General features: G+C 70.4%; 27 protein-coding genes and 1 pseudogene. 5 read left to right on the top strand and 23 right to left on the bottom strand.

Translation table 11 applies throughout. The features are described from left to right. Positions 1–21 precede the first annotated feature (21 nt). From EHS43_RS09350 to EHS43_RS09360, 3 genes are all read right to left on the bottom strand, one after another. Complete coding sequence (locus tag EHS43_RS09350) at positions 22–669, bottom strand: GntR family transcriptional regulator (protein WP_125190058.1); 648 nt, start codon at positions 667–669, stop codon at positions 22–24. A 904-nt stretch (positions 670–1,573) separates the two neighbouring features. Then, positions 1,574–3,016: an alkaline phosphatase PhoX gene (locus EHS43_RS09355; RefSeq protein WP_125190059.1), complete on the bottom strand. Its 1,443-nt coding sequence runs from the start codon at positions 3,014–3,016 to the stop codon at positions 1,574–1,576. Between the two features lie 207 nt (positions 3,017–3,223). Then, on the bottom strand, positions 3,224–4,648 hold the full coding sequence (locus EHS43_RS09360) for a hypothetical protein (protein ID WP_125190060.1): 1,425 nt from the start codon (positions 4,646–4,648) through the stop codon (positions 3,224–3,226). 277 nt (positions 4,649–4,925) lie between these two features. Here EHS43_RS09360 and EHS43_RS09365 point away from each other — a divergent pair, with 277 nt between their 5' ends. Continuing rightward, entirely contained in the window at positions 4,926–6,749 is a 1,824-nt protein-coding gene (locus EHS43_RS09365; RefSeq protein ID WP_125190061.1) for an endonuclease/exonuclease/phosphatase family protein, read from the top strand. A gap of 11 nt (positions 6,750–6,760) precedes the next feature. Here the strand turns inward: EHS43_RS09365 and EHS43_RS09370 are convergent, their stop codons facing one another. The 3 genes from EHS43_RS09370 to EHS43_RS09380 form a co-directional block, all read right to left on the bottom strand. Next, positions 6,761–7,495, bottom strand: a complete 735-nt coding sequence (locus EHS43_RS09370) for an SRPBCC domain-containing protein (RefSeq protein ID WP_125190062.1) — start codon at positions 7,493–7,495, stop codon at positions 6,761–6,763. 3 nt (positions 7,496–7,498) lie between these two features. Continuing rightward, the gene (locus tag EHS43_RS09375; protein WP_125190063.1) at positions 7,499–8,095 is read right to left on the bottom strand and encodes a helix-turn-helix domain-containing protein; all 597 of its coding nucleotides are present in this window, start codon (positions 8,093–8,095) and stop codon (positions 7,499–7,501) included. A gap of 113 nt (positions 8,096–8,208) precedes the next feature. After that, positions 8,209–8,910 carry an antibiotic biosynthesis monooxygenase gene (locus EHS43_RS09380; RefSeq protein ID WP_125190064.1) on the bottom strand — a complete coding sequence of 234 codons (702 nt, stop codon included), beginning with the start codon at positions 8,908–8,910 and terminating at the stop codon, positions 8,209–8,211. 115 nt (positions 8,911–9,025) lie between these two features. On the opposite strand from EHS43_RS09380, the pseudogene EHS43_RS09385 reads away from it, so the two are divergent. Next, positions 9,026–9,997, top strand: a pseudogene (locus EHS43_RS09385) (YihY/virulence factor BrkB family protein). A gap of 95 nt (positions 9,998–10,092) precedes the next feature. Here EHS43_RS09385 and EHS43_RS09390 read toward each other — a convergent pair. From EHS43_RS09390 to EHS43_RS47545, 4 genes are read right to left on the bottom strand one after another with little or no spacing between them, the layout of a single operon-like run. Then, the gene (locus EHS43_RS09390) at positions 10,093–10,596 is read right to left on the bottom strand and encodes a DUF3618 domain-containing protein (RefSeq protein WP_125190065.1); all 504 of its coding nucleotides are present in this window, start codon (positions 10,594–10,596) and stop codon (positions 10,093–10,095) included. Then, the gene (locus EHS43_RS09395) at positions 10,593–11,012 is read right to left on the bottom strand and encodes a phage holin family protein (RefSeq protein ID WP_125190066.1); all 420 of its coding nucleotides are present in this window, start codon (positions 11,010–11,012) and stop codon (positions 10,593–10,595) included. Before EHS43_RS09395 ends, EHS43_RS09390 begins: the two co-directional genes overlap by 4 nt. Positions 11,013–11,064: 52 nt before the next feature. Next, a complete protein-coding gene (locus tag EHS43_RS09400) occupies positions 11,065–11,760 on the bottom strand; it encodes a hypothetical protein (RefSeq protein WP_125190067.1) in 696 nt (231 codons plus the stop codon). Then, complete coding sequence (locus tag EHS43_RS47545) at positions 11,757–11,885, bottom strand: hypothetical protein (RefSeq protein WP_260470453.1); 129 nt, start codon at positions 11,883–11,885, stop codon at positions 11,757–11,759. Before EHS43_RS47545 ends, EHS43_RS09400 begins: the two co-directional genes overlap by 4 nt. Positions 11,886–12,037: 152 nt before the next feature. On the opposite strand from EHS43_RS47545, the gene dapA reads away from it, so the two are divergent. Beyond that, a complete protein-coding gene (gene dapA / locus EHS43_RS09405; protein WP_185806180.1) occupies positions 12,038–12,931 on the top strand; it encodes a 4-hydroxy-tetrahydrodipicolinate synthase in 894 nt (297 codons plus the stop codon). Here the strand turns inward: dapA and EHS43_RS09410 are convergent, their stop codons facing one another. The 5 genes from EHS43_RS09410 to EHS43_RS09430 form a co-directional block, all read right to left on the bottom strand. Then, entirely contained in the window at positions 12,932–14,155 is a 1,224-nt protein-coding gene (locus EHS43_RS09410; protein WP_125190069.1) for a WD40 repeat domain-containing protein, read from the bottom strand. It abuts the gene before it with no gap. Next, positions 14,152–14,721: a SigE family RNA polymerase sigma factor gene (locus EHS43_RS09415; protein ID WP_125190070.1), complete on the bottom strand. Its 570-nt coding sequence runs from the start codon at positions 14,719–14,721 to the stop codon at positions 14,152–14,154. Before EHS43_RS09415 ends, EHS43_RS09410 begins: the two co-directional genes overlap by 4 nt. 147 nt (positions 14,722–14,868) lie before the next feature. Next, the gene (dapD, locus tag EHS43_RS09420; RefSeq protein ID WP_125190071.1) at positions 14,869–15,858 is read right to left on the bottom strand and encodes a 2,3,4,5-tetrahydropyridine-2,6-dicarboxylate N-succinyltransferase; all 990 of its coding nucleotides are present in this window, start codon (positions 15,856–15,858) and stop codon (positions 14,869–14,871) included. A 288-nt stretch (positions 15,859–16,146) separates the two neighbouring features. Continuing rightward, entirely contained in the window at positions 16,147–16,692 is a 546-nt protein-coding gene (locus EHS43_RS09425; RefSeq protein WP_125190072.1) for a TetR/AcrR family transcriptional regulator, read from the bottom strand. Beyond that, positions 16,692–17,012 carry a multidrug efflux SMR transporter gene (locus tag EHS43_RS09430; protein WP_125190073.1) on the bottom strand — a complete coding sequence of 107 codons (321 nt, stop codon included), beginning with the start codon at positions 17,010–17,012 and terminating at the stop codon, positions 16,692–16,694. Before EHS43_RS09430 ends, EHS43_RS09425 begins: the two co-directional genes overlap by 1 nt. Before the next feature lie 267 nt (positions 17,013–17,279). On the opposite strand from EHS43_RS09430, the gene EHS43_RS09435 reads away from it, so the two are divergent. Then, entirely contained in the window at positions 17,280–18,101 is an 822-nt protein-coding gene (locus tag EHS43_RS09435; protein ID WP_125190074.1) for an AbfB domain-containing protein, read from the top strand. Positions 18,102–18,168: 67 nt separating this feature from the next. On the opposite strand, the gene EHS43_RS09440 is transcribed toward EHS43_RS09435, so the two are convergent. From EHS43_RS09440 to EHS43_RS09475, 8 genes are read right to left on the bottom strand one after another with little or no spacing between them, the layout of a single operon-like run. Further along, positions 18,169–18,501, bottom strand: coding sequence for a metal-sulfur cluster assembly factor (locus EHS43_RS09440; RefSeq protein ID WP_007381214.1), 333 nt, complete (start codon positions 18,499–18,501; stop codon positions 18,169–18,171). Further along, entirely contained in the window at positions 18,498–18,968 is a 471-nt protein-coding gene (gene sufU / locus EHS43_RS09445; RefSeq protein ID WP_020121462.1) for a Fe-S cluster assembly sulfur transfer protein SufU, read from the bottom strand. Before sufU ends, EHS43_RS09440 begins: the two co-directional genes overlap by 4 nt. Positions 18,969–18,985: 17 nt before the next feature. Next, the gene (locus tag EHS43_RS09450) at positions 18,986–20,242 is read right to left on the bottom strand and encodes a cysteine desulfurase (RefSeq protein ID WP_125190075.1); all 1,257 of its coding nucleotides are present in this window, start codon (positions 20,240–20,242) and stop codon (positions 18,986–18,988) included. After that, the gene (sufC, locus tag EHS43_RS09455; protein ID WP_125190076.1) at positions 20,239–21,024 is read right to left on the bottom strand and encodes a Fe-S cluster assembly ATPase SufC; all 786 of its coding nucleotides are present in this window, start codon (positions 21,022–21,024) and stop codon (positions 20,239–20,241) included. Before sufC ends, EHS43_RS09450 begins: the two co-directional genes overlap by 4 nt. A gap of 7 nt (positions 21,025–21,031) precedes the next feature. After that, on the bottom strand, positions 21,032–21,349 hold the full coding sequence (locus EHS43_RS09460; protein WP_125190077.1) for a non-heme iron oxygenase ferredoxin subunit: 318 nt from the start codon (positions 21,347–21,349) through the stop codon (positions 21,032–21,034). Further along, positions 21,349–22,530 carry a Fe-S cluster assembly protein SufD gene (sufD, locus tag EHS43_RS09465; RefSeq protein WP_125190078.1) on the bottom strand — a complete coding sequence of 394 codons (1,182 nt, stop codon included), beginning with the start codon at positions 22,528–22,530 and terminating at the stop codon, positions 21,349–21,351. The genes EHS43_RS09460 and sufD overlap by 1 nt, the downstream gene beginning before the upstream one ends. 52 nt (positions 22,531–22,582) lie before the next feature. After that, a complete protein-coding gene (gene sufB, locus EHS43_RS09470) occupies positions 22,583–24,004 on the bottom strand; it encodes a Fe-S cluster assembly protein SufB (RefSeq protein ID WP_125190079.1) in 1,422 nt (473 codons plus the stop codon). Continuing rightward, the gene (locus EHS43_RS09475; RefSeq protein ID WP_125190080.1) at positions 24,001–24,744 is read right to left on the bottom strand and encodes a metalloregulator ArsR/SmtB family transcription factor; all 744 of its coding nucleotides are present in this window, start codon (positions 24,742–24,744) and stop codon (positions 24,001–24,003) included. The genes sufB and EHS43_RS09475 overlap by 4 nt, the downstream gene beginning before the upstream one ends. Before the next feature lie 161 nt (positions 24,745–24,905). Here EHS43_RS09475 and EHS43_RS09480 point away from each other — a divergent pair. Continuing rightward, positions 24,906–25,700: aminoglycoside N(3)-acetyltransferase (locus EHS43_RS09480; protein ID WP_148104030.1), on the top strand; the 795-nt coding region annotated here is incomplete at its 3' end.

Below are 25,700 nucleotides of genomic sequence, written 5' to 3' on the forward strand. Positions count from 1 at the left end.
CCGGGGTGGGGCGCTGTGGGTTCAGTCGCTGTCGGCGAGTTCGGCCAGACCCCGCCAGATCTCTGCCGTGACCCGGACCGCCTCGTCCGTGTCACCGGCCGCGCAGGCCTCGATCAGCCGGTCGTGCAGACCGGCCGAACGGCAGGCGCCGCCCTCGCCGAAGCGTCTGCGCTCCAGCCGGCGGATCAGGGGGGTGTAGCGGGCGGCGGTGGCGGCGGCCGCGCGGTTGCCGCTCACCCGGACGAGGACGTCGTGCAGGTCGTCGTCGGCGCGCACGGCCTCGTCCACGTCACCGGCGGTGACGGCGGCCGCGAACCGTGTGTTGGCCGCGCGCATCAGCTCGATGTCGGCCGCGAACAGCCGGGGCACCGCGACCCGCGTGACCAGCTCGTGCATGGCCCCGACCACGGCGGCGGCGTCCCGCACCTCGGCGGCGACGACCTGGGTCACCCGGGTGTAGCTCTGCGGCTTGCTCTCCAGCAGCCCCTCGTCGACCAGCCGCGCGAAGGCCTCGCGCACCGGCGCCCGGGACAGCCCGAGCCGTTCGGCGAGCTCGGCGTCCCGCACCACCGCCCCGGGCTCGATCTCCCCGGCCACGATGGCGTCCCGGATGGACGCGTAGGCACGGTCCCGCAGAAGGGTGCGGCCGAGCGGCCGGATGGCTTCCATGAACTGAAATGTTAGATGTCAGTCAGGAACCAGACAAGGACTTGCAGACAGACACCGCTTACAGATCAGTCGGCCGTACTCCGGCCTCCGACGGGGCTCCGGCCGGCACCGAAGCAACACCACGGGAACCCTCGACGGCGCGGTTTTCGAGCCAGACCTCCTGATACCGGCGGCTCTGCTTCCGGCGCACCGGTTGCACGCGCGGGTTGTTCAGGTGTTGGTAATTGGGCGTCAAGGCGTGGCAGTTCGGACACAGCAGACGCACGTCCTCCGGACGGTTCTTCGTCCGGTCACCGCCAATATGGTCCACATGCAACGGCACTCGCCCCGACGCCGGGTTGACTTCGGCCCACCCGCACTTCTCGCAACGCTGCCCTCTGAGGAGAACAAGCCCCTGACGCACTCCCCAATCCGGCTTGCCGTCTTCTCTGGTGCCGCTGACCTCACCTGCCTGCCACGCCGCCAGCCAACGCGCGAAAGTGCCCGTGCGCTCGTAGCGGTCGTTGTTGAAACACTCCCAGGAGCAATACGGACCGGCGGAGCGGGGGTGCCTTTCCGTGGTTCCGCAGTGAAGGCACGGCGTGGGTTTTCCACGACGTGCCTCCGCCGCTTGCCTGCGCGTCGCATTGGCGCAGGTACGGCCGCAATGGACCGCTCCACGCGTCAGGACGGAACTTCCACACTGAGGACACTGAGGACACTGAGGCTTGGGCTTCTTGTTTGATTCAGCCCTCTGTCGTGCCGCCCCCTGAAGACTGCAACGGTTACTGCAGTAGCGCCTACGCGCATTCCTCACCGGCACGCCGCACTGCTCGCACAACTTGGACATGCCGGAAAGCTATGTCCAACACGCCAAGTCTTCAGCCGATTCGCACGGGCCCACCCGGACGAGTGACCCTTTGTTCTAGCGACGCTGCCGCTTCCACGGCCCCGTGATCGCCAGCATGATTCCCGGGGTCTGGATGTTGGCGTACAGGGTCTTTCCGTCGGGCGAGAAGGTCACACCGGTGAACTCGCTGTACTCGGGCTCCTCTTCGGTGCCGATGTTGAGTTCGTTGCGGGCGATGGGGTAGGTGCGGCCGCTCTCGGTGGCGCCGAACAGGTGCTGGACGCCCTCGCCGTCCTCGGCGATGACGAGGCCGCCGTACGGGGAGACGGTGATGTTGTCGGGGCCGTCGAAGGCGCCGTCCGCGGACGGGTCCGGGTTCACGCCGAGGAGGACCTTGAGCGTGAGGGTGCGGCGCTTGGGGTCGTAGAACCAGACCTGGCCGTCGTGCTGGACGGGGCTCTCCTCACGGGCGTACGAGGAGACGACGTACGCGCCGCCGTCACCCCACCACATGCCCTCCAGCTTGCGGGCGCGGGTGACCTGGCCGTCGGTGAACTGCTTGCGCACGGAGGTCGTCCTCGCGTCGCGGTCGGGGACGTCCACCCAGTCCACGCCGTACACCGTGCCGATCTTCGTGGCGCGGGAGAGGTCGTCGACGAACTTGCCGCCGGAGTCGAAGCACTTGAAGGCCTGCAGGACGCCCGCGTCGTCGGCGAGGGTGCGCAGCTTGCCGCGGCCGTGGTGGAAACCGGTCGGCGGGGTCCAGCGGAAGAGCAGGCCGTTGGGGCCCGAGGCGTCCTCGGTCAGGTAGGCGTGGCCACGCTTGGGGTCGATGACGACCGCCTCGTGGGCGTACCGGCCGAACGCCTTGACGGGCTTGGGGTCGCGGTTGGCGCGGCGGTCCTCGGGGTCGACCTCGAAGATGTAGCCGTGGTCCTTGGTCATGCCGTTCTGGCCGGCCTTGTCCTCGGTCTCCTCGCCGGTGAGCCAGGTGCCCCACGGGGTGGTGCCGCCGGCGCAGTTGGTGGAGGTGCCGGCGATGCCGACCCACTCGGCGACATGCCCGTGGCGGACCTCGACGACCGTGCAGCCACCGGAGGCGGCGGGGTCGTAGACGAGGCCCTCGGTGAGCGGCACGGGGTGGGGCCAGTTGGCCCGCGGGCCCTTGAGCTCGTGGTTGTTGACCAGGAGCGTCGCACCGCGGGGACCGCAGAAGGTGGCCGTGCCGTCGTGGTTGGAGGGCGTGAACTCGCCCGACTCCAGCTTGGTCTTCCCGCTGTAGGTGATGACCTTGTACGAGAACCCGGCGGGCAGCGCGAGCAGGCCGTCGGGGTCGGCGATCAGCGGGCCGTAGCCGACGCCGTGGTGGGCGCCCGCGGACTCGGCGCCCTCGCTCTCGACGTCGGTGGCGGCGAGCGCGTTCGGCGCGGTGGCGAGGGCGCCGACGGTGCCCGCCAGCGCGACCCCGGCGCCGGTGAGCGCGGTCTTCGCGGCAAAGTCCCTGCGGGTGAGCGACATGGTGTCTCCTGAGACGGTGGGTGAACGCCGTGGAGGGTGGGGGACCTCGGGTCGGCGCAACCGTCTCGCCCATGTCTGAACACGAGTTGAACTGCGAGAGGACTCCGCGGAGCAGCTTTGATGAATCAACACAGGCTGACGGGCGTGCTTTCAGGGGCGCGGGGGACGGGGCGACCAGCCACGATCCGCCGCACCCGCGACACGACCTCAGCCCCCCTGCTGTGAACGCGCCTTGAACGCGGCCTTCCGTGCCTCCTTGGCCACCTTCTTGTCGGGGTGCAGCCGCCCCATCGCCTCCAGCACGTCCGCCGTGGCCGGATGGTCGACCTTCCAGGCCGCCGCGAAGAAGCCGCCGTGCTGCTGGGCCAGCCCCTCCACCAGCCCCTGGAGCTCCTCGGAGTTGCCCTCCGCCGCCAGCTGCGCGGCCACCGTGTCGACGGTCAGCCAGAACACCATGTCCTCGGAGGGCGCGGGCACGTCCCCGAAGCCCCGCTCGACCAGCCAGACCCGGGCGAGTCCTCCCAGTTCGGGGTCGTCGAGGACCTCCCGCAGCGCCGGTTCGGCGACCGGGCCGACCAGCGACAGGGCCTGCTGGCAGCGCAGCCTGCGCAGCGGGGCGCCCGGGTCGTTCCCCCGGGCCGCCGCCAGCAACTCCCGCGTGGCGTCCAGGGGTTCGCGCCGGTCGAGCCACTGCTCGGTCTCGGCCTGGGCGGCCGAGGGAGGAAAGACGGCGGTCCCGTCGAGCAGCGCGTCCGCCCCCTTGTCGGCGAGGTCGCCGACGGCCGGTGCCGGGATGCCCGCCTCCAGCAGCCGCGACCGCAGTCCGTACAGGCCGAGCGGGGTCAGGCGGACCATGCCGTAGCGGGAGACGTCGGTCTCGTCGACGGCCGCGGCGGGCTCCTCGTCGGCGTCGGCCATCAGCGCCTCGTCGACCGGCTGGTACTCGACGAGCCCCACCGGCTCCAGGATCCGGAACTGGTCGTCCAGCCGCATCATCGCGTCGGACACCTGCTCCAGGACGTCGTTGGTGGGCTCGCCCATGTCGCTCGGCACGATCATCGACGCGGCGAGGGCGGGCAGCGGCACGGGTCCGTCGCCGGGGCCGTCCTCGCTGACGGTGAGGAGGTAGAGGTTGCCGAGCACGCCGTCGAGGAACTCCTGCTCGGCCTCCGGGTCCCAGTCCAGGGAGGCGAAGTCGACCTCGCCGCTCTCGTCCATGGCGTCGACCAGGTCGTCGAGGTCCGGCACGCTCGCGTCGGCCAGCGCCTTCTCCAGGGCGGTCAGCCACACGCCGAGCACGTCCTGCGGGGAGCCGGACAGCAGGGCCAGGTCCTCCCCGGTCGCGACCGTGCCCTCCTCCTCGTCGACGATCTCGACGAGTCCGGTGTCGACGGCGACCCGCCAGGCCTCGCTCGCGTGGGCCGCGGCCTCGTCCCCGGTCAGTCCGAGGTGCGCGGCGGCCGCGGGCAGCTGCTCCTCGACGAGTCCGCCCCCGGCGTCGACCCGCGTGTCCTCGCCGGCCCAGCGGGCGAGCCGGGCGGCCCGCGCGAGCAGCGGCGTGGACAGGGCGTCGCGCGCCAGCTCCGCTTCGGGGTGCAGCCGCACCGGCGGCAGGGGGGAGCTGTCTGACATCGGCTGGTTCTCCTCGGACGCGTCGTGCCACTCAGCCGCTCAGCGTAGACGGATATCCACCCATGCCGCCCGGTTCATCTCCCCGACGGGGTCCGTACATGGCTGAAACCTTGACAACTGGGCTGACCAGGCAGGAGATTGACGCGCGTAGAAATCCGGCGGACATCTGTTCACTGTAATTTCTACGCGCGTCGCCACCGCCCCACAGGTCGCGGCTCCCACCGTTCCACGTTCACCCTCGTCCCGGCGTCTACGTTCGTCCCCGGAGGGATCCCCGTTGCCGAGCAAGAAGTCCGCGCGTCTCGCCGCGCTCACCGTCGCCGCGATCTCCGCGGCCTCCACCGTCGTCCTCGTCTCGCCCGCGCACGCGGCCGCCGTGAGCATCCATGACATCCAGGGCGCGCCCCGGATGTCCCCGTACGCCGGTCAGAAGGTCACGGATGTGGCCGGAATCGTCACCGGCGTGCGCACGTACGGCTCCTCCAAGGGGTTCTGGATCCAGGATCCGAGTCCCGATGCCGACCCGGCCACCAGTGAGGGCGTCTTCGTCTTCACCAGCTCCGCCCCGAAGGTGGCCGTCGGTGACGCCGTCACGGTGACCGGCACGGTCTCGGAGTACGTCCCGGGCGGCACATCGTCCGGAAACCAGTCGGTGACCGAGATCACCAAGCCGACGGTCACGGTCGTCTCCAGCGGCAACGCGGTTCCCGCCGCCACGGTGATCGACGCGAAATCGGTGCCGGCCGCGTACGTCCCGGCCGGCGACCCCGCCGCCGGCAACTCGATCAACGGCCTGACGCTGGAGCCGAAGAAGTACGCCCTGGACTACTACGAGTCCCTGGAGGGCATGAACGTCCAGGTCGCCGACACCCGCGTGGTCGGCGCGACCGACCCGTACACCGAGCTGTGGGTGACGGTGAAGCCGCGCGAGAACACCACCCGGCGGGGCGGCACGCTCTACGGCTCCTACGGTTCGCAGAACACCGGCCGGCTGCAGATACAGTCGCTCGGCGCGACCTCCGCCTTCCCTGTCGCGAACGTCGGCGACGTGCTCACCGGCTCCACCGCGGGCCCGCTGGACTACAACCAGTTCGGCGGCTACACCCTGGTCGCCAACGAGATCGGCACGCTGAAGAGCGCCGGTCTGGCGCGGGAGACCACGCAGAAGCAGAAGAACGGGGAGCTCGCGGTCGCGACGTACAACGTCGAGAACCTCGACCCGTCCGACGCCACCTTCGAGGAGCACGCCTCCGCGATCGTGAACAACCTGAAGTCGCCCGACATCGTGTCCCTGGAGGAGATCCAGGACAACACCGGCGCGAAGGACGACGGCACGACCGCCGCCGACGTCACGGTGAACAAGCTGATCGACGCGATCGTGGCGGCGGGCGGCCCGCGGTACGACTGGCGCTCGATCGACCCGGCCGACGACGCCGACGGCGGCCAGCCGGGCGGCAACATCCGCCAGGTGTTCCTCTTCAACCCCGAGCGGGTCTCCTTCACCGACCGCGCGGGCGGCGACGCCACCACCGCGGTGGGCGTCACCAGGGTCCACGGCAAGGCGCAGCTGACGGCCTCCCCGGGCCGGATCGCCCCCACCGACGCGGCCTGGGAGGCCAGCCGCAAGCCGCTGGCCGGCGAGTTCGTCTTCCGCGGCCGCACGGTCTTCGTGATCGCCAACCACTTCAACTCCAAGGGCGGCGACTTCGGTCTGACCTCGGCGACCCAGCCGGCGCCGCGCAGCTCGGAGGTCCAGCGCCACCAGCAGGCGACCCTGGTCAACGCCTTCGTCAAGGACATCCTCGACACCCAGAAGAACGCGGACGTCGTCGCTCTCGGTGACATCAACGACTTCGAGTTCTCCGACACGGCGAAGATCCTGGAGGGTGACGGCGAGCTCTGGTCGGCGATCAAGTCGCTGCCGAAGAGCGAGCGTTACACCTACGACTACCAGGGCAACCAGCAGGTCCTGGACCAGATCCTGGTCAGCCCGTCGATCCGGCGCGGCTGCGACCTCGCGTACGACAGCGTGCACATCAACTCGGAGTTCCACGACCAGATCAGCGACCACGACCCGCAGGTGCTGCGCTTCAAGCCGTAACCGGCAGCCGGTCAGGCCTGGTTGAACACTCCGTTCAGCCAGGTCTGCCACGCGCCCTCGCACTCCTTGATGTCGGAGTCGGGGGCGAAGTCGTGCAGGGAGATGCCGACCGGGTGGCCCCAGTGGTTGCGCCCGAAGACCCGGGTGAGACCCCGGTCGGTGCGCAGTCCGATGAACCAGGGGTTGCGGAAGTCGACGACGGCCTCGAAGGTGTCCGGGCCGTGGACCGTCACCCGCGTGCCCGCGGCCACGTCCTCGCCGACGCCGAGGGCCCGTCCCACGGCGGCGAGGGCCTCGGGCGCCTTGGACGCCTCGGGTCCGTCGAAGGTCGCGAAGGCGGCCGGGCGGGGCGCGAAGTGGGTCAGGTACTCGCGCAGGGTGTGCAGGTAGAAGTCGGTGTGCTTGGCGGCTCCGTCGTACTGGTTGTCCCAGTCGTCGACGAAGATCCCGCTGTGGACGTAGCGCACCCAGGCCCGGCGGCCCTCGTCGCGGGGTTCGACGGTGTAGTCGAGCTGGTTGAGGGTCTGCTGGGAGATGCCGTCGACGTTCTCGACGCGGTTGGTGTAGCGGTGCGGCGGGTCCCAGGCGGTGACCTCGGACCCGAAGGGGCCGGTGCCGCCGACGCGGGGCTCGGGCGGCTCCATCGGCCACAGGTAGCCGCCGGTTCCGGTGGTGATCGCCTCCCAGACCTGCTCGGGGGTGGCGTCGACCTCGAACTCGCGCGCGATCTCGAACTCTTTGGACATGATCTACTCCAACTCGGTCTTCTTGAGCGTGGGATGGACGGCCACCACGATCCGGTGATCCCTGCCGCCGTCGGCGTCCGGGGCGTCGTACTTGCCGATCAGCGCAGTGACGCCGGCCGTCAACTCCTGCACGAAGGCGGCTCGTTCGGCGGCGGTGGCGAAACGCACCTCGCCGTCCAGCGCGTACGTCGCGAGCCTCTTGCGCTCCTTCGCGGCTCCGGTGATCAGCCGGCCCACGTCCCGCACGAGACGGGCGCCCAGCGCCAGCAGCCAGCGCGCGGAGAGCTGGTCGCGGAAGCGGTCCGGGTCGGGCTGCACGGAGGCGAGGGCGAGCGGCGAGATCACGTACGAGGCCGCGGTCGCCCGCATCAGCCGCTCGGTGACGTTGCCCTTGCGGCGCTCTTCCGCGAGCTCGACCAGGCCGTGCTGCTCCAGGGCCTTGAGGTGGTAGTTCACCTTCTGGCGGGGCAGCCCGACCTTGCCGGCCAGCATGGCGGCAGACGCGGGACCGGCCGCCAGCTCGGCGAGCAGCCTCGCCCGTATGGGGTCCAGGGAGACGGCTGCGGCCTCGGGGTCCTCGATCACGGTGACGTCCAGCATGGGTCCACCGTCTCACCGAACACTTTTTTTGTCCAGACGGTTCGAGTTTTCGGTGAACCCGAAGACAGAAGACGGTGACCTCGAAGACAGAGGACAGAGGACAGACGGTCGGCTCAGCCGGGCAGGAGCCCCAGGGCGTGGTCGTACCGGCTGACCACGCTGCTCTTCAGCCCCGGCCAGGTCTGCACGCGCTCCCACTGCTCCGAGGCCGAACCGATCCCGTCCCCCGGGGCCGCGAGCGCGTCGAGGTGGGCCTGGGCGCTCTCCCACTCGGCGTAGTTGAGCACCCGGGTGCCGTCGGCGCTGAGGTGGAAGTGGGCGCCGATGCCGCCGGGGTGCGGGGCGGGCTCGCTCTCCAGTGCGTCGACGACGGCGTCCACCCAGGCCCGCTGCCGGTCCGGGTCGGGGCCCTCGAACTCGATGTCCACGACCACCACGCAGCCCGGAACCCGCTGGTCGCCCTCCCGGACGACACTGCGGTAGCGCCGGTAGCGGCCGAGCCCCACCCGCTCGATGTGGGGCACGGCGGTGTCGATCTCGTCTACGCGCTCCAGCCGCTGGGTGCGCGCGAAGGCCTCGTACGCCTGCTCGTCGGACCACTGCGAGTAGTGCAGGAGGCTCGCGGTGTCGTGCCCGGTGTAGACGTGGTAGCCGAGCAGCCCGTCGGCGGGCCACGGCCGGCGTTCCCAGGCCCCGGCGATGGCGTCGACGGTCTGCCGCTGCCGCAGCGGGTTGCCCACCCGCCAGGTGCTGAACAGGGACGCGCCCACCTCGGGCCGGGTGAGGTCGGGATGGGTGTCGGTACGGCGGGTCATGCGCGCGGCCTCCTCGGATCGCTGATCGCTGCCTTCGTCCGCCACTCTCCGACCTCAACCGCGATTCAGGTCAAGTCGGCGGTTCGGAAGGGGGTTTCGGGAGACCCGCCAGGACATGGACGAGCAGGCCGGCGAGCAGCCCAGCAGCCCCTGCCAGTTGCCCGCGCGATCATGGCGTGCGGCACTGCGGCGCACGGGGAAGGAGTAGCTGGACGACGAACTCGCCGATCGCGCGGCGGCGTTGACGTACTACGGCGTCCTGTCGCTGTTTCCCGCCCTGCTGGTGCCGGCCTCCCTGCTGGGCGTGGTGGGGCAGCGCGCCACGGACCGGATCCTGGACAACATCGGGGACCTCGCGCCGGGTCCGGCCCGGGACATCCTGCGGGACGCGGTGGTCCAGCTCGGCGACAGCGGCGGCACGGGCAGCGTCCTGGCGGTCCTCGGACTGCTCGCCGCGCTGTGGTCCGCCTCCGGTTACGTGGCCGCGTTCATCCGCACGTCCAACGCGGTCTACGACCTTCCCGAGGGGCGCCCGGTGTGGAAGCTGACACCGCTGCGGCTGGCACTGACCGTGACGCTGATGCTGATGCTGGCGGTGAGCGCGCTGATCGTGGTGTTCACGGGTTCGCTGGCAGAGCGCGCGGGCAGGGCCGTGGGGTTCGGTGACGCGGCGATCGCGCTCTGGGGCGTGGCCAAGTGGCCGGTGCTGCTGTTCCTGGTCGTCATGATGATCGGGCTGCTGTACTGGGCCGCCCCCAACGTCCGTGGCCGCGGCTTCCGTTGGATCTCCCCCGGCAGTGTGCTCGCCACCCTGGTCTGGCTCGCCGCCTCCGGGGGCTTCGCCCTCTACGCGGCCAACTTCGGCTCGTACGACAAGACGTACGGCACCCTCGCCGGGGCCATCGTGTTCCTGGTGTGGCTCTGGCTGACGAACCTGGCGATCCTGCTGGGCCTGGAGTTCGACGCGGAACTGGCCCGGGAGCGGGCGATCGTCTCCGGCACGGCCGAGCCGACGGAGGAGCCGTATGTCGAGCCCCGGGACACCCGGAAGTGGCCGCCACGGCTGCGGGCGTCCCGCGGGAAGTGAGCCACCGCGGCGGCCGTCCGGCGCGCACCCGCACGCACGGACGTGGGCGGCACCCGTGCTTCCGGGTGCCGCCCACGTACTCCGGGTACCGCGGCCTACTTCTTCGGGTACCGCCAGGACACGACGACGATCGCGGCCAGCGCCACGCCGACGATCAGCACCGGCCGCGGATGCCGTATCGCCGCCAGGACCAGGGGCCGGGCCGGCTGCGGCACGCTGTGCTCCGCCCTGCGCTCCAGCGCCGCACTCGTCTCCGAGGCCTTGCCCTGGGTGAGACGACCCGCCCGCTGCGTCCGGTCCTGCACCTTGTGGCCGGCCTGGGTGGCCCGGTCCTGGACCAGATGCCCGGCCTGCGTGGCCTTGTCGTGCACGGTGTGACCGGCCTGCGCCGCGCTGCTGCGCAGCTGGACGGTCATCGCGCCCGCCTTGTCCCTGAGGTCTGCCGCACGGGCCCGTGCGCGGCCCTTCACGTCCATCTTTCCTGCCAACTCCTCAACCGTGTCGCCGAGTTCGCTGCGCGTCTGCTCGATCTGCTGCCGCAGTTCCTCGGGCCCCTTGGCCCCCGTCACGGGGGGCTCGCTTCCCGTCCTGTCCGTCATCGGTGCGCCCTTTCCCTGATCTCCTCGACGTCCGCCTTGACGCTGCCGAGGGCCTCCTCGGGCGTCGGGGGTGTGGCACGACGCAGCTGGGAGCGGCCGAGGGCGGCCAGCACCCCTGCGATCACGAACAGCACCGCCGTCACGATCAGTGCCGAGGCCCACACCGACAGCACCAGTGAGAGCGCGGCGGTGGCCGTTCCGGCCAGGGCGAGCAGTCCCGCGTAGGCGAAGGCGCCGGCCGCGCCGAGCAGCCCGCCGCCCTTCCCGGCCCGCCGGCCCTTCTCGGCCAGCTCCTCCTTCGCGAGTGCGACTTCCTGCCGCACCAGCCTGGAGACCTGTTCGGTGGCCTGTCCGACGAGTTCGCCCACCGAGTGATGTTCGTCGTGCGCCGGCCTGGGGGCCGTGGTTCCGGTCACGGTGTTCCGCCTCCTCTCGGTCGGAACACCCGGGTACCCGGCCCGGCCCCGGCTACCCCACCTGGGGACCGTCGTCGGGGCCGCGCTGTCCGAGGCGGGCCAACTGGCTCTGGAACCAGTCGAGCCTCGCCTGCAGCAGGGCCGCCTCCGCGGCGAGTTCGGGCACCCCGAGCTCCTCGGGCAGCCCGGGGTCGCCCGGCGCGAGGGCGGCGGCGGGCTGTGCCACCACCCGTAGCCCGTCACCGGCCAGCCGGGCGAATCCGGCGAGCGAGAGGGCCGTACGTCCGCGCAGGCAGGCCGCGCAGGAGGGAGCCAGGGCCCGCCAGCCGGGCCGGCCCCAGCCGGCGTCGGCGAGGGCCGAGGCGACCGTGCCGCAGGCGCAGGGGCTCACGGTGGCGGTCCGCACCCGCTGGCGGGCGTAGCGGAAGCCGAGTTCGAAGCGCAGGTAGCGGCCGAGGACCAGGACGTCGAGGAGGACGGCCGTGCGGTGCTCGGCCGTGCACAGCAGCGCCTCGGCCGCCGCGCGGTCGTGCACGCAGTGGAAGCCGCAGTCGCAGCGGCGGCTCGGTGCCCGGTGCCGCAGGCCGTAGACGCAGGACGCGTCGGCCAGGACGCCGTACGGCAGCGCACCGCCGAGCGAGACACCGATGAACCCGGCCCGGGTGCCGTCCTGGGACAGCACCGGGTGGGCGATCTTGTATCCGGTCGGCGGCTCCGCAGGGCGTTCCTCCGGAAGCCGCAGCCTCATCGGGCCGCCGGGACCTCTTCGGGAGCCTTCAGTTCCGCGATCTCCTCGGGGAGCTCGAGCTCCTCCTCGTGGACCTCCGGCCGCTCTTCCGCGACTCCGGTGGCGAGTGCCTTGCCGAGCTTCATGACGCCTCCAGGACCAGTGGTCGTGCACCGTCCTGACCATGGTGACCCATACGGGCCCGTTTTGGACATAGGACATCGTCGCAGCATCCCTTACCGATACACCGTAGGAGAATTAAGTGGAGCTTCACGGTCGGCTCGCCGAGACTACGCACATGACGACCACCGCCCCGCCCTTCGGCCGCGCCCTCTGTGCCATGATCACGCCCTTCGACGCGTCCGGTGCCCTGGATCTCGACGGCGCGCAGACACTCGCCGACCACCTGGTGGCGCAGGGCTGCGACGGGCTCGTCCTGTCCGGCACGACGGGCGAGTCGCCGACCACGACGGACGCGGAGAAGTCCGCGCTCGTGCGGGCGGTGCGGGAGGCGGTCGGTCCGCGGGCCACGGTCGTGGCCGGGGTGGGCACCTTCGACACCCGGCACACCGTGGAGCTGGCCCTCGCCGCCGAAAAGGCGGGCGCGGACGGGGTGTTGGTGGTCAGCCCGTACTACAGCAGGCCGCCGCAGGACGCGTTGGAGGAACACTTCCGTGAGATCGCGGACGCCTGCGGACTGCCCGTCATGCTCTACGACATCCCGGGCCGCACCGGCACCCGCATCGAACCGGAGACGATGATCCGGCTCGCCGACCATCCTCGGATCGTCGCGGTCAAGGACTGCTCCTACGACCTCCTGGGCACCCAGAAGGTCCTGCACCGCACGGAGTTGGCGTACTACGCGGGGTGCGACGAGCACATCCTCGCCCTGTACGCGGTGGGTGCGACGGGATACGTCAGCACGGTGGCCAACGTGGTCCCGGACAGGCTCCGGGCGATCCTCGACACGTTCGAGGCGGGCGACACCCCCGTGTCCGCCCGCCTCCAACAACGGGCCACGCCGCTGATCGAGGCGATGATGTCGGCGGGCCTGCCCGGCACGGTCACTGCCAAGGCCCTCCTGCACGCGCTCGGTCTGCCCGCGGGCCCGGTCCGCGCCCCGCTGCGGCCCGCCGACCGGGAGGCGGCCGACGGGCTGCTGGCGGAGTACGAACGCCTCGTGGCCGCCTGATCAGGGCTGGGCGAAGAGCGGCTCCCAGCGCGCGGCGTCACCGTCGTTGCCCGCCCGGAAGCCGCTGAGCGGGACCTCCTTGTCGCTGCCGAGGGTGACCAGGACGAGCCGGTTGTGGTACTCGTTCTTGTCGTTCTTGCCGATGTCCCAGGCGATCAGCTGCTTGTTGCCCACCCAGGCGAGCAGTTGCTGGCCGCGCTCCTCGGTGTGCGCACCGGTCTCGGCGTCGAGGACGTACGAGGACGTCTTCCACTTCTCGCCCGCGAAGTCACCGGCCATGAGCGTGCCGTCGGGCGACCTGCCCGCCTCGACGAACCACGACAGGTACCGGTAACCCGCCGGCACGGGGACCTTCTTGCCCGAGAGGTCGTAGAACACGTAGCCCGGTTCCATGGGGCGGCCCTCCCAGACGTACCTGCCGTCGTCGGTGAGAGAGAAGTCCTGGCGGCCGTTGACCATGCTGCGGCCCACGGGGTTGACGGAGTCCTTCCCAAGCTTGATCTCGGTCCAGGCGCCGTCCCCGGAGGCCACGTCGAGGACGAAGTAACCGGTGCGGCTCGATTCCCGAGGCTGGCTCCACTCGGGGTCACCCTCCACCTTGACCAGCCGGTCGGGGTTCTGGCTGTACGTCGTAGCGACCAGCTTGCGGCCGTCGCGGGAGAAGACGAGCCCGCCGACACCGTGATCGACCTGGATCCACCGCTCGACCTTGCCGGTGGTCAGATCGAGCAGGCCGATCCGCGAGGCGGGCAGGTTCCGTTCGAGGACGGCCGCTGTCTTCCCGCCGGGGGCGACGGCGACCCAGGACCACTCCGCGGCCTTGGTGTACTTGCCGCTCTTCGGGTCCAGCAGGTGGTAGGTGCGCTGCACGACGGCGCTGTCCGCGCTCTCCTCGACCGTGTCCGAGACGGAGTACCCCACCATGGTCGTGCCCCCGACGGAGATCTCGTCTCGTGGCGGTGACTGGTCGGGGTGGGCCCTGATCTTCTTCTCCACCACGATGCCGCCCCCCGCGGGCCGCACGTCCTTCTTGCCGGAGTCCAGCAGCGGCACCGCCACCCCGACGGCGAGCACGGCAGCCACGGTCACGGCTGCGGCCGTGATCCTCCGGGTACGCCGGCGGCGCCGGACGGCCAGCACCCGGTCGGCGAACCCCGTTGTCGCCGGGGGCTGTTCGGCGGCCTGCTCACGCAGGGCGTCGCGCACGATGTCGTCGACGTTCACGGACGCACCTCCACGGGCGAGTAGTCGCGGGCGCCGGACCGCTCCGCCTCCGCGAGGCCGAGCTCGGCCAGTTCGGGGGCGAGTTGGCGCAGCCGGGCCAGTGCGCGGTGGGTGGTGGACCGCACGGTGCCGACCGAGCAGCCCAGCAGCCGGGCCACGTCGGCCTCGGGCAGGTCCTCGAAGTAGCGCAGCACCAGCACGGTGCGCTGGCGTGCGGTGAGCCGGGACAGGGCCTGGCGCATCACCAGGCGCAGTTCGGCCGCGGCGGCGGTGTCGGTGCCGGGGGCGCCCGGGCCCGGTGGTTCGGGCGGCTCGGCGACGCTGACCTCGCGCCGCGGCCACTTGAGCCGCCAGCGGCTGACCTGCTGGCGGTAGAGGACCTGCCGTACGTAGGCCTCGGGCTCGTCGATCTTGTGCCATCGGCCGGCCGTCCTGGCCAGGGCGTTCTGCAACAGGTCCTCACCGGCGTGCCGGTCTCCCCCGCACAGCAGCACGGCGGTCCTCAGCAGGGCGGACGATCTGCTGTCCACGAAGTCCCGGAAACTCTCCAGCCCTTCGGCATCCATCGTCACCTTCTCTTCCCCTGGCGGCACCTGTGCGCCGCCCCTCCGTCCCTTGTGACGCGCGTGGCGGCCCGCCGCTATGCCACCACCACGAAAAAAGTCGCCGTAGAGGAAGCACTTCCTCTACGGCGACTTCGCCACGCCGGCGGGTCAGTTGTGGCTGTGCAGGACGTCGTTGAGGCCGCCCCAGACCGCGTTGTTCGGGCGGGCCTCGACGGTGCCGGTGACCGAGTTGCGGCGGTAGAGGATGTTCGAGGCGCCGCTCAGTTCGCGGGCCTTGACGATCTGCCCGTCGGGCATGGTGACCCGGGTGCCGGCGGTGACGTAGAGACCGGCCTCGACGACGCACTCGTCGCCGAGCGCGATGCCGACACCCGCCTCGGCGCCGATCAGGCAGCGCTCGCCGATGGTGATGCGGACGTTGCCACCGCCGGAGAGCGTGCCCATGGTGGAGGCGCCGCCGCCGATGTCGGAGCCGTCGCCGACCACGACACCGGCGGAGATCCGGCCCTCGACCATCGACGTGCCGAGCGTGCCCGCGTTGAAGTTGACGAAGCCCTCGTGCATCACGGTGGTGCCCGCGGCGAGGTGCGCGCCGAGGCGGACCCGGTCGGCGTCGGCGATGCGGACGCCCTTGGGGGCGACGTAGTCCGTCATGCGCGGGAACTTGTCGACGCTCGTCACGGCGAGGTGCAGTCCCTCGGCGCGGGCGTTGAGGCGCACCTTCTCGATGTCGTCGACGGCGACCGGGCCGAGGGAGGTCCAGGCGACGTTGGGCAGGAGGCCGAAGATGCCGTCCAGGCTCTGGTCGTGCGGCTGGACCAGGCGGTGCGAGAGCAGGTGCAGCCGCAGGTAGGCGTCGTGCGTGTCGAGCGGCTTGTCGTCGAGGGAGGCGATGACCGTGCGGACCGCGATCACCTCGACGCCACGGCGGGCGTCCGGACCGATCGCCTTGGCGGCGCCTTCGCCGAGCAGTTCGACGGCCCTGTCGGCCGGGAGCCGCTCGGTGCCGGCCGGGCCGGGCTCGGCGGAGAGCTCGGGAGCGGGGAACCAGGTGTCGAGAACGGTGCCGTCGGCGGCGACGGTGGCGAGGCCTGCGGCGATGGCGCCGGTGGTGCGCGGAGCAGTCGTGTCGGTCATGAGGGAAACCTAACCGGCGCGGGGCGCGGGACGCGAACCCGTGCGCGGGGCGTCTCGGGTGGTGGGCGCCCCGCACCACCACTCGGTGCGAGGCGCGGGGCGCGGGACACGAACCAATGCGCCGGACACCCCGGGTGGCGAGCCACCCGCGCTCCCCCCACAACACAGGGCGCGGGACACTAACCCGGTGCGGAGGCGTCCCAGGTGGTGGGCGACCCGCGCCACCACGCGGTGCGGGCCCGGGCAGGGTGCGCACGCCGACCGGGCGCAACGCCCTCGGCGCCTCGCCTACCTCCCCTCCGGGATCACCCGCCCCAGCACCTCCCGCGCGTAGTCCTCGTCGTAGGGCGCGCCCGTCAGCAGCACCTGGAGACAGATCCCGTCCATCAGCGCGACCAGCGCCCGTGCCGTGACCCGGTCCGTGCGGCGGGTGAGGCCCTCGGCGAGCTCGTCGGCCCATTCGGCGGCGACGGGGCGCAGGGCGGGGCGGCGCAGCGCTGCGAGGTAGAGCTCGTACTCCAGCTCGACGCCGGTGCGGTCGCCGCCGAGCCAGTGTCCGAGGACGCGGGCGAGGTCGGCGGCCAGGTCACCGCCGGGGCCGTCCAGGGCGCCGTGCTCGGCGACCGCCTTGGCGAAGCCCTCGCTGGCCTGGCGCAGCGCGGCGACCATCAGCTCGTCGAGGCTCTTGAAGTGGTACGTCGTCGACCCGAGCGGTACGTCGGCCTCGGCGGCGGCGCTGCGGTGGCTGAGCCCCGCGAGGCCCTTCTCCCCCACGACCCGGATGGCCGCGTCGATGATCCGCTGCCGGCGCTCGGGGTCGTGCCGCCGGGCCATCAGTGCGCCCCGCCCAGGTTCAGGACCACGACGCCCACGATGATCAGCGCGATCCCGGCGGCCTTGGTGACCGTCATGCCCTCCCCGAGGAAGACCATCCCGATGGTCGCGATGGCGGCGGTGCCCACCCCGGCCCAGATCGCGTAGGCGGTGCCGACCGAGACCGTCTTGAGCGTCTGGGCGAGCAGCGCGAAGGAGAGGACGTATCCGAGCACGGTCAGCAGCGAGGGCCCGAGCCTGCTGAAGCCCTCGGTGTACTTCATGGCCGTGGTCGCTCCGACCTCGGCGGCGATGGCTCCGGCGAGCAGCAGGTATCCCATGTGTACGAGCGTACATAACGGCGGTCCGTTCGTGAGCATGTACGGGACAAGGCGGGCAGAGGTGAGCACATCACCACTCCCGACGCCCAACTCGGCGCGGCCGAGGGCCTGCTGAGCGGGGAATGCGGAAACCGGCCGCTTCAAAGGGCTGCTCGGGACCACCGGTAACCACTAGTGTTCCCCCGGAACCACTTGTGTTTCACCTTTCACATACCGCGCCACCACAGCAGCGGCACGTCGCCCCGCGCCGCGCCGGAGGAACAGCGCATGCCCGAAGACAAGTCCCGGCCGCCCCAGGACCGCCCCTGGGAGAACGGCTGGACGCTGGACACCACCCGCACACCCGGCACCCGACGGCTCTATCTCGCCGGGGCCCTGGCCGTGGCCACGGTCGTCGCCTGCGTGGCGGCGATATCCGCCACGGACAACGAGGTCGACCAGCCGGCGAAGACCGCGCGGGACGAGGGGGCCGGATTGATCTCCTTCTCCTCGCAGCCCGCGACCACCGTCGCCCCGCAGGGGGACAGCGGGCTCTCGTCGGTCTCCCCCACGCCCCGAAGCCCCCGGCAGCAGGGAATCGATCCCACGGTCGCCGTCACGGAGACCCCGAAGCCGCCCAAGTCCACGGCGTCCAAGGGAAGTTCACCCAAGCCGAAGCCGAAGCCGGCCGTGGTCTACCGGTCGTTCCGCTCGGTCAACTTCCCCGATCGCTACTGGCACGTGGACGACGGCTATGTGGGCCTGGACCCGGCCGGCGGCTCGGAGTTCCGCGAGGACGCCACCTTCAAGCAGGTCAAGGGCCTGGCCGACAGCTCCTGTTACTCGTTCACCACCCACGATGGCAGGTACCTGCGCCACCGTTCCTTCGTCCTGCGGGCCGACCGCAACGACGGCTCGTCCCTGTTCAAGCAGGACGCCACGTTCTGCCCCCGGGACGCCGCCTACTCCGGCGCGACGATGCTGGAGTCGGTGAACTACCCCGGCTACTTCCTCCGCCACAAGAACTTCGTCATCCGTCTGGAGCGCTTCGAGTACAGCTCGCAGTACCTGTCGGACTCGTCGTTCCAGCTGGTGGGCGGACTGGCCTGAACCGCGCCCGGACACGCGAGAGCGGCGGCACCCGAAAGGTGCCGCCGCTCTCGCGTGTCCACGTCCCTCAGACGTTGAACCCGAGCGCCCGGAGCTGCTCGCGTCCGTCGTCCGTGATCTTGTCCGGACCCCACGGCGGCATCCACACCCAGTTGATGCGGAGTTCGCTGACGAGGCCGTCCGTGGCGGACTTGGCCTGGTCCTCGATGACGTCCGTCAGCGGACAGGCCGCCGAGGTCAGGGTCATGTCGAGGGTCGCGATATTCGCGTCGTCGACGTGGATGCCGTAGATCAGGCCGAGGTTGACGACGTCGATGCCCAGTTCGGGGTCGACGACGTCGTACAGCGCCTCGCGGATCTCCTCCTCCGAGGCCGGCTTCATCTCAACGGTCTCGCTCATGCCGTCTTCCTTTCGGCGTCGGCTCCGGCGTCCAGCGCCTGGGCCGTCGCGTCCTTCCACGCCATCCAGCTGAGGAGGGCGCACTTGACCCGGGCCGGGTACTTGGAGACACCGGCGAACGCGACCGCGTCCTCCAGCACCTCCTCCATCGCGTCGTCGGGCTCGATCCTGCCCTTCGACTGCATCAGCTCCAGGAAGGTCTCCTGGATCCGCTGCGCGTCCGCCAGGTCCTTGCCCACCAGCAGATCGTTCAGCACGGACGCGCTGGCCTGGCTGATCGAACAGCCCTGGCCCTCGTAGGAGACGTCCTCGATCCTCGTGCCGTCGTACTTCACGCGGAGGGTGATCTCGTCGCCGCACGTCGGGTTCACGTGGTGCACCTCGGCGTCGCCATCCCTCAGACCACGCCCGTGCGGGTGCTTGTAGTGGTCCAGGATGACTTCCTGGTACATCGAGTCCAGCTTCATGCGATAGCCCGTTCCCGTCAGCCGAAGAAGTTCCGTACGTGCTCCAGGCCCTCGACCAGTGCGTCGATCTCGGCCGGAGTGGAGTACAGATAGAACGACGCTCGCGTGGTCGCGGGAATTCCGTACCTGAGGCAGACCGGCCGCGCGCAGTGGTGGCCGACACGGACCGCGATGCCCTGCTCGTCGAGGACCTGGCCCACGTCGTGCGGGTGGATGTCGCCCAGCGTGAAGGAGATCGCCGCGCCCCGGTCCTCGGCCGTGGTCGGGCCGATGATCCTGAGGTCGGGGACCTCCGCCAGGCGCTGGACCGCGTACTCGGTCAGCGCGTGCTCGTGGGCGAGGATCCGGTCCATGCCGATCGACTGGAGATAGTCGATCGCCGCGCCCAGGCCCACGGCCTGCGCGACCGGGGGCGTGCCCGCCTCGAACTTGTGCGGTGCCGGGGCGTACGTCGACGAGTGCATCGACACGGTCTCGATCATCTCGCCGCCGCCGAGGAACGGGGGCAGGTCCTCCAGGAGTTCCTGCCGGCCCCAGAGCACGCCGATGCCCGTCGGACCGCACATCTTGTGACCGGTGAAGGCCACGAAGTCGGCCTGGAGCGCCTGCACGTCCACCGGCATGTGCGGGGCGGCCTGGGAGGCGTCGATGCAGACCAGCGCGCCGACCTCCTGCGCGCGGCGGACGATCGCCTCGACCGGGTTGACCGTGCCCAGGATGTTGGAGACCAGCACGAAAGACACGATCTTCGTCTTCTCGGTGATGATCTCGTCGATGTTGGAGAGGTCGAGGCGGCCGTCGTCGGTCAGCCCGAACCACTTCAGCTTCGCGCCCGTGCGCTGCGCGAGCAGCTGCCACGGCACGATGTTGGAGTGGTGCTCCATCTCCGTGATGACGATCTCGGTCTCGGAGTCCACGCGGTAGGGCTCGTCGGCCCAGCCCAGCATGTTCGCCACGAGGTTGAGCGACTCGGAGGCGTTCTTGGTGAAGATCACCTCGTTGCGCGAGGGCGCGTTGATGAACTCGGCGACCTTGTCGCGCGCACCCTCGTACAGCGCCGTGGCCTCCTCGGCGAGCACATGCACACCGCGGTGGACGTTGGCGTTGTAGCGCTCGTAGTACTCGCTCAGGGCGTCCAGCACCTGGCGCGGCTTCTGCGAGGTCGCCGCGTTGTCCAGGTAGACGAGCTTCCGGTCGTCGTGGACCAGGCGGTCCAGGATCGGGAAGTCCTTGCGGATCGCCTCTGTGTCGAGGAGGCCCGGCAGCTGTGTCACTCGGATGCGCCACCCTTCGTGTCGACTCCGTCGTGCTTCGCATAGGCCTCGTAGCCCTCGTTCTCCAGCTTGTCGGCGAGCTCGGCGCCGCCGGACTCGACGATGCGGCCGCCGGAGAAGACGTGGACGTAGTCGGGCTTGATGTAGCGCAGGATGCGCGTGTAGTGCGTGATCAGCAGGGTGCCGACCTCGCCGGTCTCGCGGACACGGTTGACGCCCTCGGAGACCACGCGAAGGGCGTCGACGTCGAGGCCGGAGTCGGTCTCGTCGAGGATCGCGATCTTCGGCTTGAGGAGCTCCAGCTGAAGGATCTCGTGGCGCTTCTTCTCACCGCCGGAGAAGCCCTCGTTGACGTTGCGCTCGGCGAAGGACGGGTCCATGTGGAGACGCTCCATGGTCTCCTTGACCTCCTTCACCCAGGTGCGCAGCTTGGGGGCCTCGCCGCGGACGGCGGTGGCGGAGGTGCGGAGGAAGTTCGACACGGAGACACCCGGGATCTCGACCGGGTACTGCATCGCGAGGAACAGGCCGGCGCGGGCGCGCTCGTCGACCTCCATCTCCAGGACGTCCTCACCGTCGAGGGTGACGGAGCCGCCGGTGATCGTGTACTTCGGGTGACCCGCGAGGGAGTAGGCGAGCGTCGACTTGCCGGAGCCGTTGGGGCCCATGATGGCGTGCGTCTCGCCCTGCTTCACGGTCAGGTCGACACCCTTGAGGATCTCCTTCGTGGCGTTGTCGGCCTCGACGGTGACGTGCAGGTCTCGGATTTCAAGCGTTGCCATGGGTGCCTCAGGACTCCTGGGTGAGGGAGACGAGCACGTCGTCCCCTTCGATCTTTACGGGGTATACGGGGACGGGGCGGGTCGCGGGAAGGCCGGACGGTTTGCCGGTGCGCAGGTCGAAGCTGGAGCCGTGCAGCCAGCACTCGATCTGGCAGTCCTCCACCTCGCCCTCGGAGAGCGAGACGTTGGCGTGGGAGCAGATGTCGTGGATGGCGAACACCTCCCCCCCGGTCCGCACGACCGAGACGGGCGTGCCGTCGAGTTCCACCCGCTTCGGGGTGTCCTCCTCCAGCTCGCTCAGCCCGCAGGCGCGTACGTAGGCCATCAGACGGTGGCCTCCAGCTCCTCGTCGATCTTCACGAGCAGGCGCTCCTCGATGTCGGCGACACCGATCTGCTGGACCAGCTCGGCGAAGAAGCCGCGGACCACCAGACGCCGGGCCTCGTCGGCCGGGATGCCGCGGGCCATCAGGTAGAAGAGCTGCTCGTCGTCGAAGCGGCCGGTCGCCGAGGCGTGTCCGGCGCCGACGATCTCGCCGGTCTCGATCTCCAGGTTCGGCACGGAGTCGACCCGGGCGCCGTCGGTGAGGACGAGGTTCCGGTTCATCTCGTACGTGTCGGTGCCCTCGGCCTTGGCCTCGATGAGCACGTCACCGATCCACACGGCGTGCGCCGCGTCGCCCTGGAGCGCTCCCTTGTAGACGACGTTGGACTTGCAGTGCGGGGTGTTGTGGTCGACCAGGAGGCGGTGCTCCTGGTGCTGGCCCTGGTCCGTGAAGTACAGCCCGAACAGCTCGGCCTCGCCGCCGGTGCCGGCGTAGGCGACGCGCGGGTGCAGCCGTACGAGATCGCCGCCGAAGGTGACCACGACCGACTTGAAGGACGCGTCCCGGCCGATCAGCGCGTTGTGCTGGGCGACGTGGACGGCCGTGTCGTCCCAGTCCTGGACGGAGACGACGGTCAGCTTGGCGCCGTCGCCCAGGATGTAGTCGACGTTGGCGGCGAGCACCGCGTCACCGGTGTGGTCGATGACGACGACGGCCTCGGCGAAGGCTCCCAGCTCGATGACCTGGTGGCCGAAGCGGGTACCGCCCTCGCCGTGCACGGCGATGCGGATCGGCTCGGTGAGGACCGTCTCCTTGGGGACGGTGACCACGCCGGCCTTCTCGAACGCCGAGTACGCCTGGGCGGCGACGCGGTCCACCGGGGTGCCCGCCTTGCCGAGGCGCGCGTCGTCGCGGCCGACGGTCTCGACGATGACGCCCTCGGGGGCCTGCACGTCGACCTTCACGCCCTCGCCGCTGGCGACCGCGGTGCCGTCGTGCAGCCCGCGCAGGCGCTCCAGCGGGGTGAACCGCCACTCCTCCTCGCGGCCGTGCGGGACCGGGAAGTCCGCGACGTCGAAGGACGGGGGCGCGCTCATGCGCGTGGCGACGGTCGACTCGGCGGCCACCGCGATCTGGCCGGCGGTCGTGCTGCCCACCGGGATGTTCTGAGCCTCAGCCATGGCTGTCGGTCTGCTCTCTTCCTACGTAAGTGACTGGATGGACGGCGATCGCTCAGCCGACCGCGCCTTCCATCTGGAGCTCGATCAGCCGGTTGAGTTCCAGCGCGTACTCCATCGGCAGCTCCTTCGCGATGGGCTCGACGAAGCCGCGCACGATCATCGCCATCGCCTCGAACTCACTCAGACCACGGCTCATCAGGTAGAAGAGCTGGTCCTCGGAGACCTTGGAGACGGTCGCCTCGTGGCCCATGGACACGTCGTCCTCGCGGACGTCCACGTAGGGGTACGTGTCGGAGCGGGAGATGGTGTCGACGAGCAGCGCGTCGCACAGCACGTTCGACTTGGAGCCGTGGGCGCCCTCGCCGATCTCGACGAGACCGCGGTAGGACGTACGACCGCCGCCGCGCGCCACCGACTTGGAGACGATGTTGGAGGAGGTGTTCGGCGCCATGTGGACCATCTTGGAGCCGGCGTCCTGGTGCTGGCCCTCGCCCGCGAAGGCGATGGACAGGGTCTCGCCCTTGGCGTGCTCGCCCATCAGGTAGACGGCCGGGTACTTCATGGTGACCTTGGAGCCGATGTTGCCGTCGATCCACTCCATGGTCGCGCCCTCGTACGCCACGGCGCGCTTGGTGACCAGGTTGTAGACGTTGTTCGACCAGTTCTGGATGGTCGTGTAACGGCAGCGGGCGCCCTTCTTGACGATGATCTCGACGACCGCGGAGTGCAGGGAGTCCGACTTGTAGATCGGGGCCGTACAACCCTCGACGTAGTGGACGTAGGCGTCCTCGTCGACGATGATCAGCGTCCGCTCGAACTGGCCCATGTTCTCGGTGTTGATCCGGAAGTAGGCCTGGAGCGGGATCTCCACGTGCACGCCCTTCGGCACGTAGATGAAGGAACCGCCGGACCACACCGCGGTGTTCAGCGACGCGAACTTGTTGTCACCGACCGGGATGACGGTGCCGAAGTACTCCTTGAAGAGCTCCGGGTGCTCCTTCAGAGCGGTGTCGGTGTCCAGGAAGATGACGCCCTGCTCCTCCAGGTCCTCGCGGATCTGGTGGTAGACGACCTCGGACTCGTACTGGGCCGCGACACCGGCGACGAGGCGCTGCTTCTCCGCCTCGGGGATGCCGAGCTTGTCGTACGTGTTCTTGATGTCCTCGGGCAGGTCCTCCCAGGACTCCGCCTGCTTCTCCGTGGAGCGCACGAAGTACTTGATGTTGTCGAAGTCGATGCCGGAGAGGTCCGAGCCCCAGTTCGGCATGGGCTTCTTGTCGAACAGGCGCAGACCCTTGAGGCGGAGCTTGGTCATCCACTCCGGCTCGTTCTTCTTCGCGGAGATGTCGCGGACGACGTCCTCGTTGATACCGCGCCGCGCGGAAGCGCCGGCCGTGTCGGAGTCGGCCCAGCCGTATTCGTACTTGCCCAGGCCCTCGAGCTCGGGGTGGGCAGTCTCCGTGGGGAGAGTCATGCGGGGTTCCTCCCGGCCGTGCTTGCAGATGCGTGATGAGTGGTGTGGGAAATCTTGGGGATGAACGTCGTGCAGACGCCGTCGCCGTGCGCGATGGTCGCCAGTCGCTGGACATGGGTTCCCAGCAGCTGGGAGAAGAACTCGGTCTCCGCCTCACAGAGCTGGGGGAACTTCTCCGCGACATGGGCCACCGGGCAGTGGTGCTGGCAGAGCTGCTCGCCGACCGGTGCGCTGCGCGCCGTAGCAGCGTACCCGTCCGCGCTCAGGGCCTTGGCCAGGGCTTCGGTGCGCTCCTCGGGGGCGGCGGCCTCGACGGCCGCGCGGTAGGCACCGGCCTGCTCGGCGATCCTCGCGCGTGCGAAGGCGACGACGGCCTCGTCCCCGCCGAACCGCTCCTGGATGAAGCGCAGGGCGTCCGCGGCGAGCTTGTCGTACGACTGGTCGAAGGCGTCCCGGCCGCAGTCGGTGAGCGCGAAGACCTTGGCGGGCCGACCGCGCGTGCGCGCGCCGTACACCCGCTGCTCCCGCGCCTCCACGACCTCGTCGGCGACCAGCGCGTCCAGATGACGGCGTACGGCCGCCTGGGTCAGCCCCAGCCGCCCGGCCAGCTCGGCGACGGTCGACGGGCCGTGGTCCAGGATGGATCGCGCGACGCGGTTGCGGGTGGACCGCTCACCGGTCGCGAGCTCCTCCTGAGGGGCCCCCGTGGGGGTCTCCCGAGCCTCGCCGACGTTTTTCACAACGCCATTGTTGCGTAATTCCTCAGGAGCGGGCAAGCCGCGTCCGTTCCGGCGGACGGTGCCCTGCGTCACTTAGGCACACCTAACCTGACCTGGGGAAACGATCTTTGATCGATCAAACCGGTGGCTTTCGGCGGCTTCGTCGGGGACACTCGCGAACCATGCCGATACCACCTCCCACCGGCCCACTTGTCACTCGCGACTCCCTCGCCGGGCAGCTGCGCGAGCTGGGGGTCGCACGCGGCGAGATCCTGCTCGTGCACTCCTCGCTCAGCTCCCTCGGCTGGGTCTGCGGAGGCCCGGTCGCGGTGGTCCAGGGGATTCTGGACGCCCTCGGCCCGGACGGCACCCTCGTGGTCCCCACCCAGACCGGCGACCTCTCGGACCCGGCGGTGTGGAGCAATCCCCCGGTACCCGAGGAGTGGTGGGACACGATCCGGGCGACCATGCCCGCCTACGACCCCCTCGTCACGCCCTCGCGCGGGGTCGGCGTGATCCCGGAGACCGTCCGCACCTGGCCCGGCGCCGTGCGGAGCGCGCACCCGCAGACCTCCTTCGCGGCGATCGGCCCACGCGCGCGTGACGTCCTGGACGGCCACGCCCCCGACTGCCGCCTGGGCGAACGGAGCCCGCTGGCCCGCCTGGAGGCCCTCCACGCGCGCGTGCTGCTCCTCGGCGCGGGCTACGACACCTGCACCAGCTTCCATCTCGCCGAGTACCGCGTCCCCGGTCCCCTGGTGAAGGTCGGCCGCCCGGGCCCGGACGGCTGGGAGGTGGTCACGGAGGTCTCGATCACCTCGGACCGCTTCGACGAACTGGGGTACGACTTCGAACGGGACACCGGCGTGGTCGTACGGGGACGGGCGGGCGCGGCCGACACCAGGCTGTTCCCGGTAACGGACGCGGTGACATACGCCACCCACTGGCTCCCCCTGCACCGCCCCCGAGAGGAAGAA

It is taken from the genome of Streptomyces sp. RP5T (genome assembly GCF_003933965.1).
GTDB lineage: Bacteria > Actinomycetota > Actinomycetes > Streptomycetales > Streptomycetaceae > Streptomyces.